This window comes from Enterococcus sp. S53 (assembly GCF_016516865.1).
GTDB lineage: Bacteria > Bacillota > Bacilli > Lactobacillales > Enterococcaceae > Enterococcus_D > Enterococcus_D innesii.
Genome location: NZ_JACVUH010000003.1, coordinates 254,571 through 268,600, shown reverse-complemented (window position 1 = coordinate 268,600; position 14,030 = coordinate 254,571). Strand labels below are relative to the sequence as shown.

Below are 14,030 nucleotides of genomic sequence, written 5' to 3'. Positions count from 1 at the left end.
CTTTTTTTGTGCAAGAAAACAAGCGGCGGTTTTTTTACAAAATGACCTTTATTTTGGTCGTGATGAGCAGATAAGGATTGACGGCGAATGGATTTCGATCAATAATACAAAGTTGTCCCCCTAAGACTAGAGGAACAAAACAAGCAAAGAGAGGATGGTCGATTTGTGAATAGTTATCAAGAAAATCCCGTAGTACAACAGAGAAAGTGGTGGATTCTCATTGCTGTTTCGATGTTTACCTTTATGTCAACATTGGATGGGAGTATCGTAAATATCGCATTGCCGACGATCTCAGCAGATATGGGTGTACCTATGAATCAAGCGGAATGGGTCGTATCCGTCTACTTGATGATCGTTTGTGCCTGCCTTTTATTATTCGGTAAGGTAGGGGACAGTTGGGGCAAAATCAAAGTATTCCGCTTGGGGATGCTGATCTTTATTATCGGTTCGCTGTTATGCGGGTTTAATCACTCCTTAGCATTTCTGCTATTTGCCCGAGTGGTGCAAGCGATCGGTGCTAGCATGACAATGGCGACGAATACCGGAATTATTACCGAAGTCTTTCCTATGAGTGAACGAGGACGCGCCTTAGGGATGATCGGTGCCTTTGTTTCGTTAGGCTCCATCGCCGGTCCTGGATTAGGCGGAGTGATTTTGGCGCATTTTTCTTGGCCGTTTATTTTTTGGATCAATGTTCCTGTCGGTATTCTGACGATGATTGCTGGAGAAAAGGTGTTGCCAAAAGATATCACCATGAGTCATGATTCCATCGATAAAACCGGGTTTGTGCTGTTTTCAATTGCAATTATTAGCTTCTTCGGCGGCATTTTTCTTGGACAAGAGCGTGGCTTTCTAACGTGGCTGCCGCTGCTGTTGGTGGGGATCGCCTTAGTGGCATTCATCGTCTTTTTGCGAGTAGAAGCGCGTGTGAGCAAACCGCTGATTACCTTTGGGATCTTTCGTAATAAAATTTTCACCATGAGCCTGATTACGGCGTTGCTGATCTTTTCTGCAAACTTTTTTGTCAATGTCGTGATTCCCTTTTACTTGCAAAGTGCCCGAGGCTTAACGCCGAGCGTGGCAGGAATGCTGATGATGGTCTTTCCTTTGATGATGGTCATTGGTTCACCACTTAGCGGGTATTTGACGGACCGCGTAGGACCGGAGATCTTGGTCTTAGCTGGCTTAGCGTTACTATCCATCACTCAGCTGATGTATATGTTTATGAATCAGCATACGCCGATTTGGTACTATGTCGTCGCTACTGCCATCATGGGGTTAGGCAATTCGTTGTTCCAATCCCCCAACAATACGATGGTGATGAGCAGCGTCACCAAAGAAAATCTTGGGGTGGCAGGTAGTCTAAATTCCTTTGCCCGTAACTTGGGCATGGTCTTAGGGATATCCTTAGCAACGACGATTCTTTATGCCGCAATGAGTCAAGCCTATGGGAAGCATGTGACGACCTATATCGCAGGTCGGGCAGATATTTTTGCCTATGGCATGAAAATCACCTTCTTTGGGGCGTTCCTTCTTTGTATCACGGCGTTATTCTTAACAGTCTGGCGCATCTATAAACAAGGTGGACGTAAGAAAACGCTATGATCGCTTGAAGTCATCAGGTCGAACTGTTCTATTCCTTATTCAGAAAGGGTAGAACAGTTTTTTTATTTTTCTTGACAAGAACCAGAAAAAGGACGGATGTAATAAAGCTGCCAGAATTTGTGCTTTTGGATTTCTGGCGTTATCTGTTATAATGAAAAATATTAGACTGTATTACTTAGATGGAAAGGGGAATGTTGTATGAAACTTACGTATCACGGACACTCGGTGCTTGCTATCCAATTAGCGGATGGCCAAAAATTGTTGTTTGACCCTTTTATTACTGGAAATGCTCTGACTGATTTGGATGCAGACACAGTAGAAACCGATTGGCTTTTGATCACGCATGGTCATAGCGATCATATTGGGGACATGGTGTCGATTGCCAAAAGAAATGAAGCACCAGTGATCAGTGTCGTTGAAATTTGCCGCTATGCAGCCCGCAAAGGCGTTGCTGAGACGCATGGCATGAATATGGGAGGCTCTTTTGAGTTTCCGTTTGGCAAAATCTCAATGGTGGAAGCGAAACACAGCTCTGGTCTTGAAGAAGACGGAACGATGATCTATATGGGCAATCCAGTGGGAATCATTTTAGAAGCAGAAGGCAAAACCATCTACCACGCTGGCGATACTGCCCTCTTTAGCGATATGGCGATGATCGGTGAACGTTTCGACATCGATGTGGCGTTTTTACCGATCGGGGATAATTTTACGATGGGCGTTCAAGATGCTGCAACAGCAGCGGCGCTTTTAAACGCGAGCAAAGTAGTACCGATCCATTACAATACGTTTCCAATGATCAAGCAAGATCCGCAAACCTTCGTGAATTTATTGCCGGCAGGTGTGGGCCAGATCCTTGCAGTCGGTGAGACATTAGAAGTTTAAGCAACAGGAAGATTCGTAGTAGGAATAGGGGATAATTATGGCGACAAAACACGACTTGATTTTAGCGCATATCGAGAATCTGCCTGTAGGCGATCGCATCTCGGTGCGGGGAATCGCAAAAGACTTGAATGTCAGTGAAGGAACAGCCTATCGGGCGATCAAAGATGCGGAAAATATCGGCTTGGTTTCAACGATCCAACGTGTGGGAACCATTCGGATTGAACGGAAACTAAAGAAACACATTGAAAAACTAACTTTCGGCGAAGTCGTCCAAATCATTGAAGGCGATGTTTTGGGCGGCGCAGCCGGTTTAGACAAAGACTTGAACAAATTTGTTATCGGCGCCATGAAGGAATCGGCAATGGAACGCTACATCACGCCTGGTTCCTTAGTGATCGTCGGAAACCGTAACGAAGTCCACAAGTTGGCACTGGAAGATGGCGCAGCCGTCTTGATCACGGGGGGCTTTGAAACCTCAGAGGAAATCTGTCGCTTAGCAGACGAATTGGAGCTGCCGATTTTACAAACGACCTATGACACCTTTACCGTGGCAACGATGATCAACCGTGCCTTGAGCGACCAGCTGATCAAAAAGGACATCATGCTGGTGAGTGACATTTATATGCCATTGGAAAAAACCAAGTATCTGCACACCTTTGATACGGTCAAGGATTACAAACTGCTTTCGGAGTCTACCAATCACTCCCGCTATCCAGTTGTCAACAAGAATATGCGGGTCGTTGGGATCATCACAGCCAAAGATGTCCTAGAAAAGCCTGACACGCAGATCATCGAACGAATCATGACCCGGGAACCCCGGGTCGTAAAAAAAGAGATGAGTGTGGCCTCTGCCAGCCATCAGATGATTTGGGATGGCTTAGAAGTGATGCCCGTCGTAGCAGATGACCTTTCTTTGATTGGGATTGTCACACGCCAAGACATCATGAAAGCGATGCAGATGGTCCAACGACAAACGCAAATTTCAGATACGATTTCTGACCAAATCTCGGGACAGATGCAAGTTATCGAACAAGATTTTGAAGGAAACAAATTGCCGCAGCCGCATTTCAGTTTTGCGGTGACGCCCCAAATGGTCAATGAAGTCGGAACGATCTCTTTTGGTGTCTTGAGTGAAGTGATCGCTAATACGGCGAAACGTACGATGCAGTTGAATCAACGACGCAATAGCTGGATCGAACAAGTCAATCTGCATTACTTCCGTTTGATCCAATTAGAAAGCGAGATCATCATTCAACCGAAGATTCTAGAACTGGGGCGACGTTCGGCGAAAATCGATATTGAAGTATCGATCGAAAATTCCTTAGTGGCAAAAGCGATCGTGGTATGCCAAGTAATGGAACGCCCATAAATCATCGAAAACGGCACTTATGGAAAAATTTTAGAGAGAAAGTTGAGACCATTCATGAAGGTACAAGAAGAAATACTTGCAACAATCAAAACATTCGACCGAATCATTATCCATCGGCACCAACGCCCTGATCCAGATGCATTAGGATCACAAGTAGGGTTGGCAGAAATTTTACGAGCTAGTTTTCCAAAAAAAGAAATCTATCAAGTCGGCGGACCCGTTGAAGGATTGGATTACTTGGCGCTGATGCAGACGATCCCTGATGATTTGTATAAAGGGGCACTAGTGATCGTTACAGATACGGCCAATGCACCACGGGTCAGTGACCAACGCTATGATCAAGGGGCGAAATTGATCAAAATCGATCATCACCCTAATGATGAACCTTACGGAGAGCTGGTCTGGGTCAATACGAAAGCCAGCAGCTGTAGTGAGATGATCGTTTCATTTTGGCAAATGTTTCAAAACGAGCTGACGATGACGCAAGAAGCGGCTCGTCTACTGTATGCGGGCATTGTTGGTGATACTGGACGGTTTTTATATCCGGCAACGACAGCGACAACCCTGCGCTTAGCGGCTGAACTATTGGATTACGGCTTTGATGCAGCGAAGATCAATCGGCAATTGGATCAAGTCTCTCGCAGTGTTGCCCGCCTTTCAGGGTATGTCTACGAAAACATCGAAATCGATGAGATTGGTGCTGGCAAAGTGATCCTATCACAAGAATTGCTGCAGCGTTTTGGCGTAGTGGATTCGGAAACCTCAGCAGTCGTTTCCTTACCAGGGAAAATCGATGAGGTGCTGGCTTGGGCGATCTTTGTCGAACAACCAGAAGGCTATTACCGAGTGCGGATGCGTTCGAAAGGTCCAGTGATCAATGAGATCGCCAAACGTCATCATGGCGGCGGACATCCCCTTGCCAGTGGAGCAAACGCAAAAGACCTTGAAGAAGTTGCAGTAATCTATCAAGAGATCCAAGCAGCGATCAAAGAATTTCAAGCAGAATAAACACTTTCACAAGAACATTTGCCAATAAAAAAAAGGGCGTGCCAAAAGCTTTCGGCATGCCCTTTTTTAGACAAAACGCAGCGCAGGCTCATCACTGAACCGGCACTGCGTTTTTTGCTTATATTTGAGAAAAGCACGGCTTAGCCCCGTAGATCATCTAAAAATTCGGTTTTGCTTTTCGTTTTCTCGTCTTTCATTTTGATGACTTTGGCTGGTGAGCCAGCAACGACTGCTCCAGCAGGGACATCTTCAGTCACCACAGAACCAGCAGCGACGACTGCACCTTCGCCAACACGGACACCTTCAAGGACGACGGCATTTGCACCGATCAAAACATTGTCTTCTATGATGACTGGGCTTGCTGAAGGTGGCTCAAGAACGCCAGCCAAGACAGCACCAGCGCCAATATGGGCTTTTTTCCCAACGGTTGCCCGGGCACCTAAAATCGCACCCATGTCGATCATGGTTTCTTCACCAACGACGGCACCAATGTTGATCACGGCCCCCATCATGATAACGGCATTTTTTTCAATGATGGCTTGGTCGCGGATAAAGGCACCTGGTTCGATACGGGCATCGACTTTCGTCAAGTCTAACAAAGGGATCGCTGAGTTGCGACGATCATTTTCCAGATAGTGATCGGTGATCTTGTCTTGGTGCGCAGTTAAAAACTCAGCTACTTTTTGACTGTCACCAACCACGAAATAGAAGGTGCCGTTACCAAACAATTGGATGCCATCTGCTTGGACGTCGCCAAGATCTCCATTGATATAGACTTTTACAGGTGTTTGTTTATTTGCTTCTTTGATATATTTTGCTAATTGATAAGGATCGGAAAATTGTAATTCTGTCATGAGAGACCACCTTTACTTGTCGATTAGATTTTGCATGGAATAAAAACCGGCTGGTTGATCGGCTAAAAATTCCGCTGCTTTTAGCGCACCATTGGCGAAGATTTCGCGGGAGAGCGCAGTGTGTTTTAATTCAATGATTTCATCCTGCCCAGCATAGATGACAATGTGTTCCCCAGGGATCGTTCCGCCGCGAACGGCATGGATGCCCATCTGCTTGCGGTCATTTACTAGATCACTGCCTTCACGCCCGTAGAGATACTCTTTTTTTGTTTCACAGCTGTCATTGATACTATCTGCCAACAGCAAAGCTGTACCGCTTGGCGCATCGAGTTTTTGATTATGATGCTTTTCGATGATCTCAATGTCAAAGTCAGCTTCTAATGCGGGGGTGATACTTTGTAGTGCTTTGATCAGCACATTGATCCCCAACGACATATTGGCAGAATAGAAAACCGGAATCACTTTAGCAGCTAACGGCAGCATCATCTGCGTGTCTTCCGTCAAACCAGTTGTAGCAACCACGATTGGCAGCTGCTGTTCGACACAATAGTTCAACAAGGCAGGGACATTGCTGTAATGAGAAAAATCAATCACCAAATCGATCGGCTGCGTGATTTTTTCTGGACGATCATAGATTGGAAAAGGACCATCTAATTGCTCGGTACGATCCAAGCCGGCGGCCACTTCTAACTGAGGGTGCTTTGCGATCAGGCTTTGCAACACTTTGCCCATGCGACCGTTTGCACCGCTTAATAAAATCTGTTTCACCAAAAACTCCTCCTTACAGCAATCCGTAATTGGTCATTTCTTCTTCTAAATGAACGAGAGTCGCATCTTCTGGGACACCCAAAGGCAAACGATAATGCAATTCACATTTGCCTAGCAAGGAGACCGCTGCTTTGATCGGCACAGGATTTACTTCACTGAAAATCGCATCGATCAACGGTTTTTGTCGCAACTGCTCTTTGATGGCTGCTTTTACATCACCATTTAAGAAATCAGCAACGAGTTGTGCCGTTTGTTTCGGTGCAATATTGCCGATCGTTGAAATCACGCCAGAGCCACCTAAAGCTAGAATTGGGGTTACTTGATCGTCATTTCCTGAATAGATCGCAAAGTCATCATCCGCAAGACGAGCGATTTCTGCGATTTGCGAAATGTCACCGCTGGCCTCTTTGATGCCTTTGATGTTAGGGATTTTTTTTAGTTCTGCCACGGCTTCAGGTGTTAAATTTAAGCCGGTTCTTGAGCTGACGGAGTATAAGATCACTGGCAACTCAACGCTTTGACAGATTGCTTCATAGTGAGCGACTAAACTTTTCTTGGTCGCTTTGTTGTAGTAAGGTGTTACAACCAATAATGCGTCAGCACCAACGCGCTGTGCTTCTTTTGAAAGATGGATCCCATGTTGGGTGTTGTTGGAGCCTGTTCCGCCGATGACGGGGATTCGACCAGCAACTTGTTTTACCACCGCTTCGATCACCGCGATATGTTCTTCATCGTCTAACGTGGATGCTTCACCGGTCGTACCGCATGCAATGATTGCATTCGTTCCTTGCTGCACATGCCACTCCGCTAACTCCTTCAGCTTATCGAAATCCACCGAACCATCTTGAAGCATAGGGGTGATCAACGCAACGCCAGAACCTTTGAATATTGTCAAACTACGACACATCCTTTCAACCAATTTATTTTTCGTTACTCTACGTATAAGTGTACCAAAACGAGGGGTAAAATTTTCAATAAAAATCGAAACATTTCGACAATTTATACTATAGATTATTCGAATTATATACTATAATATTAAACAATATCAATGAAAAACTGAATATTCGCTGGTTTTTATGGATATTTTTAAAAGGAATGAATAGAAAGGTGTTTTAACATGCAAGTATCGCAAGCAGTCAAAGAATTAACCGAAGACGTGGTTCGTTTTCGTCGTGAATTACATACAATCCCTGAATTAGGGTTAACTGAGTACAAAACAAAGGAATATTTGCTGCGTCAGCTGCAATCCTTTGGAATCAAAGAAATCTATCCAGTGATTGAAACCGGCTTGATTGCGGTCTTTCGCAGCGATCGCCCAGGAAAGACACTGGCCTTTCGAACGGACATCGATGCACTACCGATCAAAGAAGAGACAGGTGTTTCTTTTGTTTCCAAACATGAAGGGAAAATGCATGCCTGCGGTCATGACGGCCATATGGCAACGATGCTAGGGTTTGCTAAATATTTAGCAACACATCCTGAAGTGATTCGTGGAACGATCGTTTTGATTTTCCAACCAGCCGAGGAAAGCCCCGGTGGCGCTCAATTGATGATCGATGAAGGCATCTTACGAGATTTTGGCGTGGAAAGAATCGTGGGGCTACATGTCTTCCCAGACTTTCCCGAAGGAGTCATTGCGAGTCGGAAAGGTCCGATGATGGCCCGTAACGGCGAGATCAATCTAACGATCAACGGCACGAGTGCCCATGGTGCCCAGCCTCATCAAGGACATGATGCCATTTTAGCTGCGGTTGCGATCATTCAAGGATTGCATTCGATCATTTCACGCAATATCAGCCCGCTTTCTGCTGGGGTCATCACTTTTGGGAAGATCCATGGGGGAGATGCGGAAAATATCATTCCCGGCAAGGTCGTTTTAAAAGGAACGATGCGGGCGTTTGAAGATGAAGTCTATGAAACGATGACACGCAGAATCACCACTGTCGCACAAGAAATCGCCAAAGGATATGATTGCACGGCGGATGTCGAATTCGAGCATCTTTATCGTGTCGTGGACAATGATCCTGAGATGGTGGAAGTATTGGAAAAAGTGGTCGGGGAGAGTTACCGAGAAACACCGCCATATATGTTGGCAGAGGATTTTTCGATGTACCAAAAGGAAATCCCCGGCGTCTTTTTCTTTGTCGGTACCCGAAATGAAGAAAAAGGTTATGTCCACCCTTTACACAGCAGCAAAATGAATTTTGACGAAAAAAATCTATTGCAAGGCATCGAATGCTACGTTCGTTTGATCGAGGCGTTGAACGAGCCGACAGACAAGGAGTAAAGCGATGGCAAAAGAAATCAAGAACAATCACTTATACATTGACGGTTGCGATACCGTTGAGCTGGCAAAAACCTTTGGAACTCCCCTTTACGTGTATTCCGTTTCGGAGATTCGCGAAGAATGCCAAAAGATTCAGGCGCAGTTTTTGACGCGCTACAGCAAGACACGGGCAGCATATGCCGCTAAAGCTTTCTGTACCACAGCGATGCTGCAAGTGATCAAGTCAGAAGGACTTTCATTAGACGTGGTTAGCGGTGGAGAGCTGTATACAGCGATCCAAGCTGATTTTCCAGCAGAACACATCGAGTTTAACGGCAATAACAAATCCATTGAAGAATTAGCAGCCGCCCTTGATTATGGCGTAGGACGGATCATCGTTGATGGCATTCAAGAAGTCGGCTTGATCCGCGCGTTATGTCAAGAAAAGCAAGTCGTTGCTAAAATTTTGTTGCGCATCACACCCGAGGTTTCGGTCAGCACCCATCAATTTATCTCGACCGGACAAAAAGATTCAAAATTCGGGATTCCTTTAGATGAAGAAATCTTATTTCCGTTAGTGGAAGAAGTGATTCAAGCACCTGAATTGGATTTCTATGGCCTGCATTTTCATGTCGGCAGTCAATTGTCGGACAATCGCTCACATCTAGCGGCAGTTGATGCGGCTTTGGCCCTTGTCCAAACTATTCATGAACGTTTTGATTATTGGATCAAAGAACTAAATGTTGGCGGCGGCTTTGGCGTTCGATACACAGATGCAGATATTCGCCAACCCTACAGCTACTTTTTAGATCCTGTGATGGAAAAAATCGACGCCTTTTATGCGCAGCACCAGAGCGAACGTCCGACCATCGTTATTGAACCTGGGCGCAGTATCGTCGCAGAAGCAGGCATTAGTTTGCACACCATCGGCAGTATCAAGACATTGCCGGGAATCAGAACATACGCCAGCATTGACGGTGGCATGACAGACAATATTCGTCCTGGTCTTTATCAAGCAACTTATACTGGGATCTTAGCCAACCGCGCTTCCGAAGCAGCGACACAGAAGATCACCATTTCTGGTAAAGCTTGTGAGAGCACAGACATCTTAGTAAAAGATCTTGCATTACCGCCCGTTGAAACTGGGGATCTGTTTGCTACGTTCGCAACAGGAGCTTACGGCTATTCGATGGCCAGCAGCTACAATAATTTACAGATACCCGCAGTCGTTTTTGTAGAAAACGGCCAAGCGGAATTAGCCGTTAAACGCCAGTCCTACGAGCAAATGCTGCAAAATGAAGTGGTTCCTTCGTTTCTAAAAGAGGGAACTTCCAGCAAGTAAAATTTTGAAAAGCAGGTGACAACATGACGATTCCTTATACAAAAATGCAAGGTGCAGGAAATGATTTTATCGTAATCGATAACCGCACATTGAAATTCTCCCGTGAACAACTGTCGCAATTTGCTGCTCAAGTTTGCCATCGGAAATTTTCTGTCGGCGCGGATGCAGTCATGGCAGTGGATTTCCCCACAGGAACCGCTGATTTTCGGATGCGGTTTTACAATGCTGATGGGACGGAAGCAGAAATGTGCGGCAACGGCGCTCGCTGTATTGCCCGTTATGCCTTTGAGAAGGGAATTGCTGGCGAGCAGATGACCATCGAAACAGTTGCTGGCGATGTCCCTGCATGGCGCTTGTCGGCAAAACACTACAAAGTAACCTTGAATCCACCGACCGTGACTACATTTGATCAAGCGTACCCGAATCCAACGGTTTCTTTCGTGGACTATGTGGAACTGGGTGATCCAGGAATCCCTCATGCGGTGGTTCACTATCCTGGTCTGGCAGAAACTGAGTTGGAACAGCTGGCTGAACTTGCCAAAGAGATACGCTATTGGGAGGTTTTCCCCAAAGGGGCCAATGTCAATTTCTATGAAGAAGACGAGAAGGGTGAGCTGATCGTTCGCACATATGAACGAGGGGTAGAAGGTTTTACCTATGCGTGCGGCACAGGATCTGGTGCCACTGCGTATGTCGTGACCAAACGTCACCAGCAAGCGGCAGCGAATGTCTTGCTGCACGTGTTAGGTGGCGAGTTAACGGTCGAAGTTGATGTCGATCAGGGCGCATTAGAATTGATCGGCGATGCGGTTATGGTCTCTGAAGGCTTGATTCTAGATGAGAATTTGGCTCTGTAAACACTGTGAAAATTATTGCAAAAAGATGATATTTTCGTGAAAAAAAGAATTGACATTCATTTGAGGCTATCGTATAGTTAAACACAAATTAAAAAACACGCGATGATAAGAAGAGTAAGTCAGTTTCGATTGGATCAGAGAGCTCGGATTGGTGAGAAAGAGCACAGCCGTTTGACTGAAGATGGACTTGGAGCGTTTGGACGTGAGCAAAAGCAAGCGTGCAGCGGGATTGCCCGATACAGCAAAGCAGTTAATAAACTGATAAGGTTGGCTGGTTCAGCCAATAAATTAAAGGTGGTACCACGAACAAGGTTGTTTCGTCCTTTCTCTATGATGGAGAAAGGACGTTTTTTTATTATAAAAAGGGGGAACAAAGAAATGAAACAGTTGAAAAAGGGAGTCGTTGGATTAGTTGCTGCTGCTGTCTTAATTACATTGGCAGCTTGTGGCAATACTAGCAGCACAGAGGATACGCAGTCTGGTGAAAACAGTGTAAATGCAGTGGAAGAAAAAGTCGTTGGAGTGGCACCTGGACCATATGGGGATATGGTGACAGAGGTGGTCTCTCCATTACTGGAAGAAAAAGGGTATCAACTAACGACCAAAGTGTTTAATGATTATATTCAGCCGAACAATGCCTTGGCGAATGGCCAAATCGATGCCAATTTGTTTCAGCATACGGCCTATCTAGAAAAATTTTCGGCAGATAACCAGTTATCTCTTACGGCATTACAAAAAGTGCCAACATTGGGAATGGGCATCTATTCGAAGCAACTGTCCAGCTTGGATGAGTTAGCAGACGGGGCGACTGTTTCGATTGCCAATGATGCCTCAAATTTAGCTCGGACCTTGCAACTGTTAGCTGCCAATGAGTTGATCACCATCGCAGACAATATCGACGAAACGAAGGCAACGGTGAATGATATCGAAGAAAATCCGAAGAATCTGACATTTAAAGAATTAGACGCAGCCCAATTGGCTCGTTCGTTAGATACAGTCGATTTAGCTTTAGTACCAGGAAACTTCGCTTGGGCGGCTTCTCTTGATCCTGCAGATGCTTTGGCGTTGGAGTCGTTGAAAGAAGAATATAAAAATGTCTTTGTGGTGTCCACCGAAGAAGAAGACAGTGATTTTGCTAAGGCAGTTACGGAAGTATTAGAAAGTGATGCATTTAAAGAAGCGATTGCCGAATCACCGTTCAGCAACTTTGATCAACCGAAATTTTGGACTGAGTAAGAAGGGCATATCTTATGGCAAAAATAGAAGTAAAACAAGTATCAGTGACATTCACTCATAAAAAAAAAATCAAAAAAGCAGTGGATTCCGTTGATTTTTCCGTTCAAGCTGGAGAAGTATACGGGATCGTCGGATTGAGCGGGGCTGGGAAAAGTACCTTGGTTCGTACGTTGAATCTACTGCAGGTGCCCTCTAGCGGTCAAATTCTGATTGATGGTCAAGACATCACGCAAGCCAAAGGCAAACACTTGCGTGAAGTACGACAAAAAATCGGGATGATCTTTCAGCATTTCAATCTGATCCATAATCGAACCATCAAGGAAAATTTAGCCTTTGCTTTGCGCGCTGGTGATTATCCGAAAGATCAGCAAGAAGCGAGGATCAAGGAACTGTTGGAAATGGTAGATCTGCCTCACAAAATTCACGAGTATCCGAATAATTTGTCTGGGGGAGAAAAGCAACGGATCGGCATTGCACGAGCGATTGCCAATGAACCTGAGATTTTGTTATGTGATGAAGCTACCAGTGCGTTAGATGTTGAAACGACTGAAGAAATTTTGAAATTATTGATCCGAATCAAGGAACAGACAGGCATCACCATCGTCTTTATCACCCATGAATTGGATGTTGCCCGTAAGTTTTTTGATCGGGTGGCAGTGATGGAAAAGGGTCGCATCGTTGAAGAACAAACGACCTATGGCTTGTTCAGTCAGCCTAAACAGCCTATTACGAAAAAACTGGTAGGCCGCTACTTGGATCTGACGCTTCCTGAAGAGATTCTAGCATCCTTCACGGAAGGCGACTTGCTGGAATTGCGCTACCAAGGGGAGTATACGTTAGAACCATTGATTTCGACTGTAGCCAAAGCCTATGATGTGTCGATCAATATTATCCATGGGAAAATTGAGTATATCAAAAAAGATGTGATCGGTATTTTGTATATCTATTTGACGGGACCCGACGAAGAAGCAGCAAAAGCCCGAGAACACTTAGCTGCGAACGTCTTTTCTCTAAGAAAGATAGGTGAGAAAAATGGCTGAAACGATTGAGATTTTAAAAACAAACCTGCCTCAAGCACTATGGGAAACATTCTTTATGGTGGGGACCTCAGCAATTATAGGAGTAGTTTTCGGCTTATTGATTGGATTAGTCCTGTTTTTAGTCGGCAGTAACCTTTTTCATAAAAATATTTTCTTGCATCATCTGGCCGATTTTGTCGTCAATGCAATCCGTTCGCTGCCATTTTTGATCTTATTGATTACGCTGATTCCGTTATCAGCGATGCTGATCGGTGATCCTTATACCCCAGCGGGTGGTGCGATTGCTTTATCGATTGCCGCGATTCCTTTTTACGCCCGAATCGCTGAATCCGCATTTGCCGAAATCGACTATGGCGTCCTTGAAGCCAGCGTCGCTTCTGGAGCATCGACAGGACAGATCGTTCGCGAAGTGATTTTACCAGAAAGTCTGCCAGCTTTGATTCGCGGATTTGTGCTAACTTTGATCAGTCTTTTAGGTTACTCAGCGATGGTGGGAACAATTGGCGCAGGCGGCATTGGCGATTTAGCAATTCAGTATGGTTATTATCGCTATGAAACGGCGATTTTGATTGTGGTGATTCTCCTGCTGATTCTTCTGGTACAAATCATCCAGTGGGTCGGCGATGCTTGTGCGAATCATTTCTCAAAATAATACCCAACGCTTTGTAGTTCCTTTTCGAATACACTTGAGTTATCGCTTCTGTTATTACTCTACAGAAGCGATTTTTTTTACTTACAGGTCACTGATTTTTGGTTGCACCTCTAATGGTTTTTCGGTATGCTGATGGTGAGTTGTTTTTTTA

13 protein-coding genes and 1 other annotated feature are annotated in these 14,030 nt (G+C 45.1%); of the genes, 10 read left to right on the top strand and 3 right to left on the bottom strand.

Annotated features, from left to right (window positions below; genetic code table 11):
- Positions 1-165 precede the first annotated feature (165 nt).
- From IAE45_RS06625 to IAE45_RS06610, 4 genes are all read left to right on the top strand, one after another.
- Positions 166-1,605 carry an MFS transporter gene (locus IAE45_RS06625; RefSeq protein ID WP_015510327.1) on the top strand — a complete coding sequence of 480 codons (1,440 nt, stop codon included), beginning with the start codon at positions 166-168 and terminating at the stop codon, positions 1,603-1,605.
- Between the two features lie 198 nt (positions 1,606-1,803).
- Positions 1,804-2,487, top strand: a complete 684-nt coding sequence (locus tag IAE45_RS06620) for a metal-dependent hydrolase (RefSeq protein ID WP_200125518.1) — start codon at positions 1,804-1,806, stop codon at positions 2,485-2,487.
- A gap of 37 nt (positions 2,488-2,524) precedes the next feature.
- A complete protein-coding gene (locus IAE45_RS06615) occupies positions 2,525-3,856 on the top strand; it encodes a DRTGG domain-containing protein (RefSeq protein WP_005228249.1) in 1,332 nt (443 codons plus the stop codon).
- 54 nt (positions 3,857-3,910) lie between these two features.
- The gene (locus IAE45_RS06610; RefSeq protein ID WP_200125516.1) at positions 3,911-4,864 is read left to right on the top strand and encodes a DHH family phosphoesterase; all 954 of its coding nucleotides are present in this window, start codon (positions 3,911-3,913) and stop codon (positions 4,862-4,864) included.
- A 140-nt stretch (positions 4,865-5,004) separates the two neighbouring features.
- Here IAE45_RS06610 and dapD read toward each other — a convergent pair whose 3' ends face one another.
- From dapD to dapA, 3 genes are read right to left on the bottom strand one after another with little or no spacing between them, the layout of a single operon-like run.
- Positions 5,005-5,718 carry a 2,3,4,5-tetrahydropyridine-2,6-dicarboxylate N-acetyltransferase gene (gene dapD, locus IAE45_RS06605; protein ID WP_005233952.1) on the bottom strand — a complete coding sequence of 238 codons (714 nt, stop codon included), beginning with the start codon at positions 5,716-5,718 and terminating at the stop codon, positions 5,005-5,007.
- 12 nt (positions 5,719-5,730) lie between these two features.
- Positions 5,731-6,486 (bottom strand): 4-hydroxy-tetrahydrodipicolinate reductase, encoded by a 756-nt coding sequence (gene dapB / locus IAE45_RS06600; protein ID WP_005233953.1) that lies wholly within the window; start codon positions 6,484-6,486, stop codon positions 5,731-5,733.
- A 13-nt stretch (positions 6,487-6,499) separates the two neighbouring features.
- A complete protein-coding gene (gene dapA, locus IAE45_RS06595) occupies positions 6,500-7,381 on the bottom strand; it encodes a 4-hydroxy-tetrahydrodipicolinate synthase (RefSeq protein ID WP_008380503.1) in 882 nt (293 codons plus the stop codon).
- A gap of 222 nt (positions 7,382-7,603) precedes the next feature.
- Between dapA and IAE45_RS06590 the strand changes: the two genes are divergently transcribed.
- The 6 genes from IAE45_RS06590 (at position 7,604) to IAE45_RS06565 (ending at position 13,879) form a co-directional block, all read left to right on the top strand.
- Positions 7,604-8,773 (top strand): M20 metallopeptidase family protein, encoded by a 1,170-nt coding sequence (locus IAE45_RS06590; RefSeq protein WP_200125514.1) that lies wholly within the window; start codon positions 7,604-7,606, stop codon positions 8,771-8,773.
- A 4-nt stretch (positions 8,774-8,777) separates the two neighbouring features.
- Positions 8,778-10,094: a diaminopimelate decarboxylase gene (gene lysA, locus IAE45_RS06585; protein WP_086291711.1), complete on the top strand. Its 1,317-nt coding sequence runs from the start codon at positions 8,778-8,780 to the stop codon at positions 10,092-10,094.
- A gap of 23 nt (positions 10,095-10,117) precedes the next feature.
- Positions 10,118-10,951, top strand: coding sequence for a diaminopimelate epimerase (gene dapF / locus IAE45_RS06580; RefSeq protein WP_077452097.1), 834 nt, complete (start codon positions 10,118-10,120; stop codon positions 10,949-10,951).
- 93 nt (positions 10,952-11,044) lie between these two features.
- Positions 11,045-11,279, top strand: a binding site (T-box leader).
- A 50-nt stretch (positions 11,280-11,329) separates the two neighbouring features.
- Positions 11,330-12,187 carry a MetQ/NlpA family ABC transporter substrate-binding protein gene (locus tag IAE45_RS06575; protein ID WP_200125512.1) on the top strand — a complete coding sequence of 286 codons (858 nt, stop codon included), beginning with the start codon at positions 11,330-11,332 and terminating at the stop codon, positions 12,185-12,187.
- A gap of 14 nt (positions 12,188-12,201) precedes the next feature.
- Positions 12,202-13,227 (top strand): methionine ABC transporter ATP-binding protein, encoded by a 1,026-nt coding sequence (locus IAE45_RS06570; RefSeq protein WP_200125510.1) that lies wholly within the window; start codon positions 12,202-12,204, stop codon positions 13,225-13,227.
- Entirely contained in the window at positions 13,220-13,879 is a 660-nt protein-coding gene (locus tag IAE45_RS06565; RefSeq protein ID WP_010749973.1) for a methionine ABC transporter permease, read from the top strand. Before IAE45_RS06570 ends, IAE45_RS06565 begins: the two co-directional genes overlap by 8 nt.
- The last annotated feature ends 151 nt before the right edge of the window (positions 13,880-14,030 follow it).

Bases quoted from the DNA above. Each gene is read 5' to 3' on its own strand.
- IAE45_RS06565 (WP_010749973.1), top strand. From the start codon at position 13,220: ATGGCTGAAACGATTGAGATTTTAAAAACAAACCTGCCTCAAGCACTA.
- dapF (WP_077452097.1), top strand. From the start codon at position 10,118: ATGACGATTCCTTATACAAAAATGCAAGGTGCAGGAAATGATTTTATC.
- IAE45_RS06570 (WP_200125510.1), top strand. From the start codon at position 12,202: ATGGCAAAAATAGAAGTAAAACAAGTATCAGTGACATTCACTCATAAA.
- IAE45_RS06575 (WP_200125512.1), top strand. From the start codon at position 11,330: ATGAAACAGTTGAAAAAGGGAGTCGTTGGATTAGTTGCTGCTGCTGTC.
- IAE45_RS06610 (WP_200125516.1), top strand. From the start codon at position 3,911: ATGAAGGTACAAGAAGAAATACTTGCAACAATCAAAACATTCGACCGA.
- IAE45_RS06590 (WP_200125514.1), top strand. From the start codon at position 7,604: ATGCAAGTATCGCAAGCAGTCAAAGAATTAACCGAAGACGTGGTTCGT.
- IAE45_RS06620 (WP_200125518.1), top strand. From the start codon at position 1,804: ATGAAACTTACGTATCACGGACACTCGGTGCTTGCTATCCAATTAGCG.
- dapD (WP_005233952.1), bottom strand. From the start codon at position 5,718: ATGACAGAATTACAATTTTCCGATCCTTATCAATTAGCAAAATATATC.
- IAE45_RS06615 (WP_005228249.1), top strand. From the start codon at position 2,525: ATGGCGACAAAACACGACTTGATTTTAGCGCATATCGAGAATCTGCCT.
- lysA (WP_086291711.1), top strand. From the start codon at position 8,778: ATGGCAAAAGAAATCAAGAACAATCACTTATACATTGACGGTTGCGAT.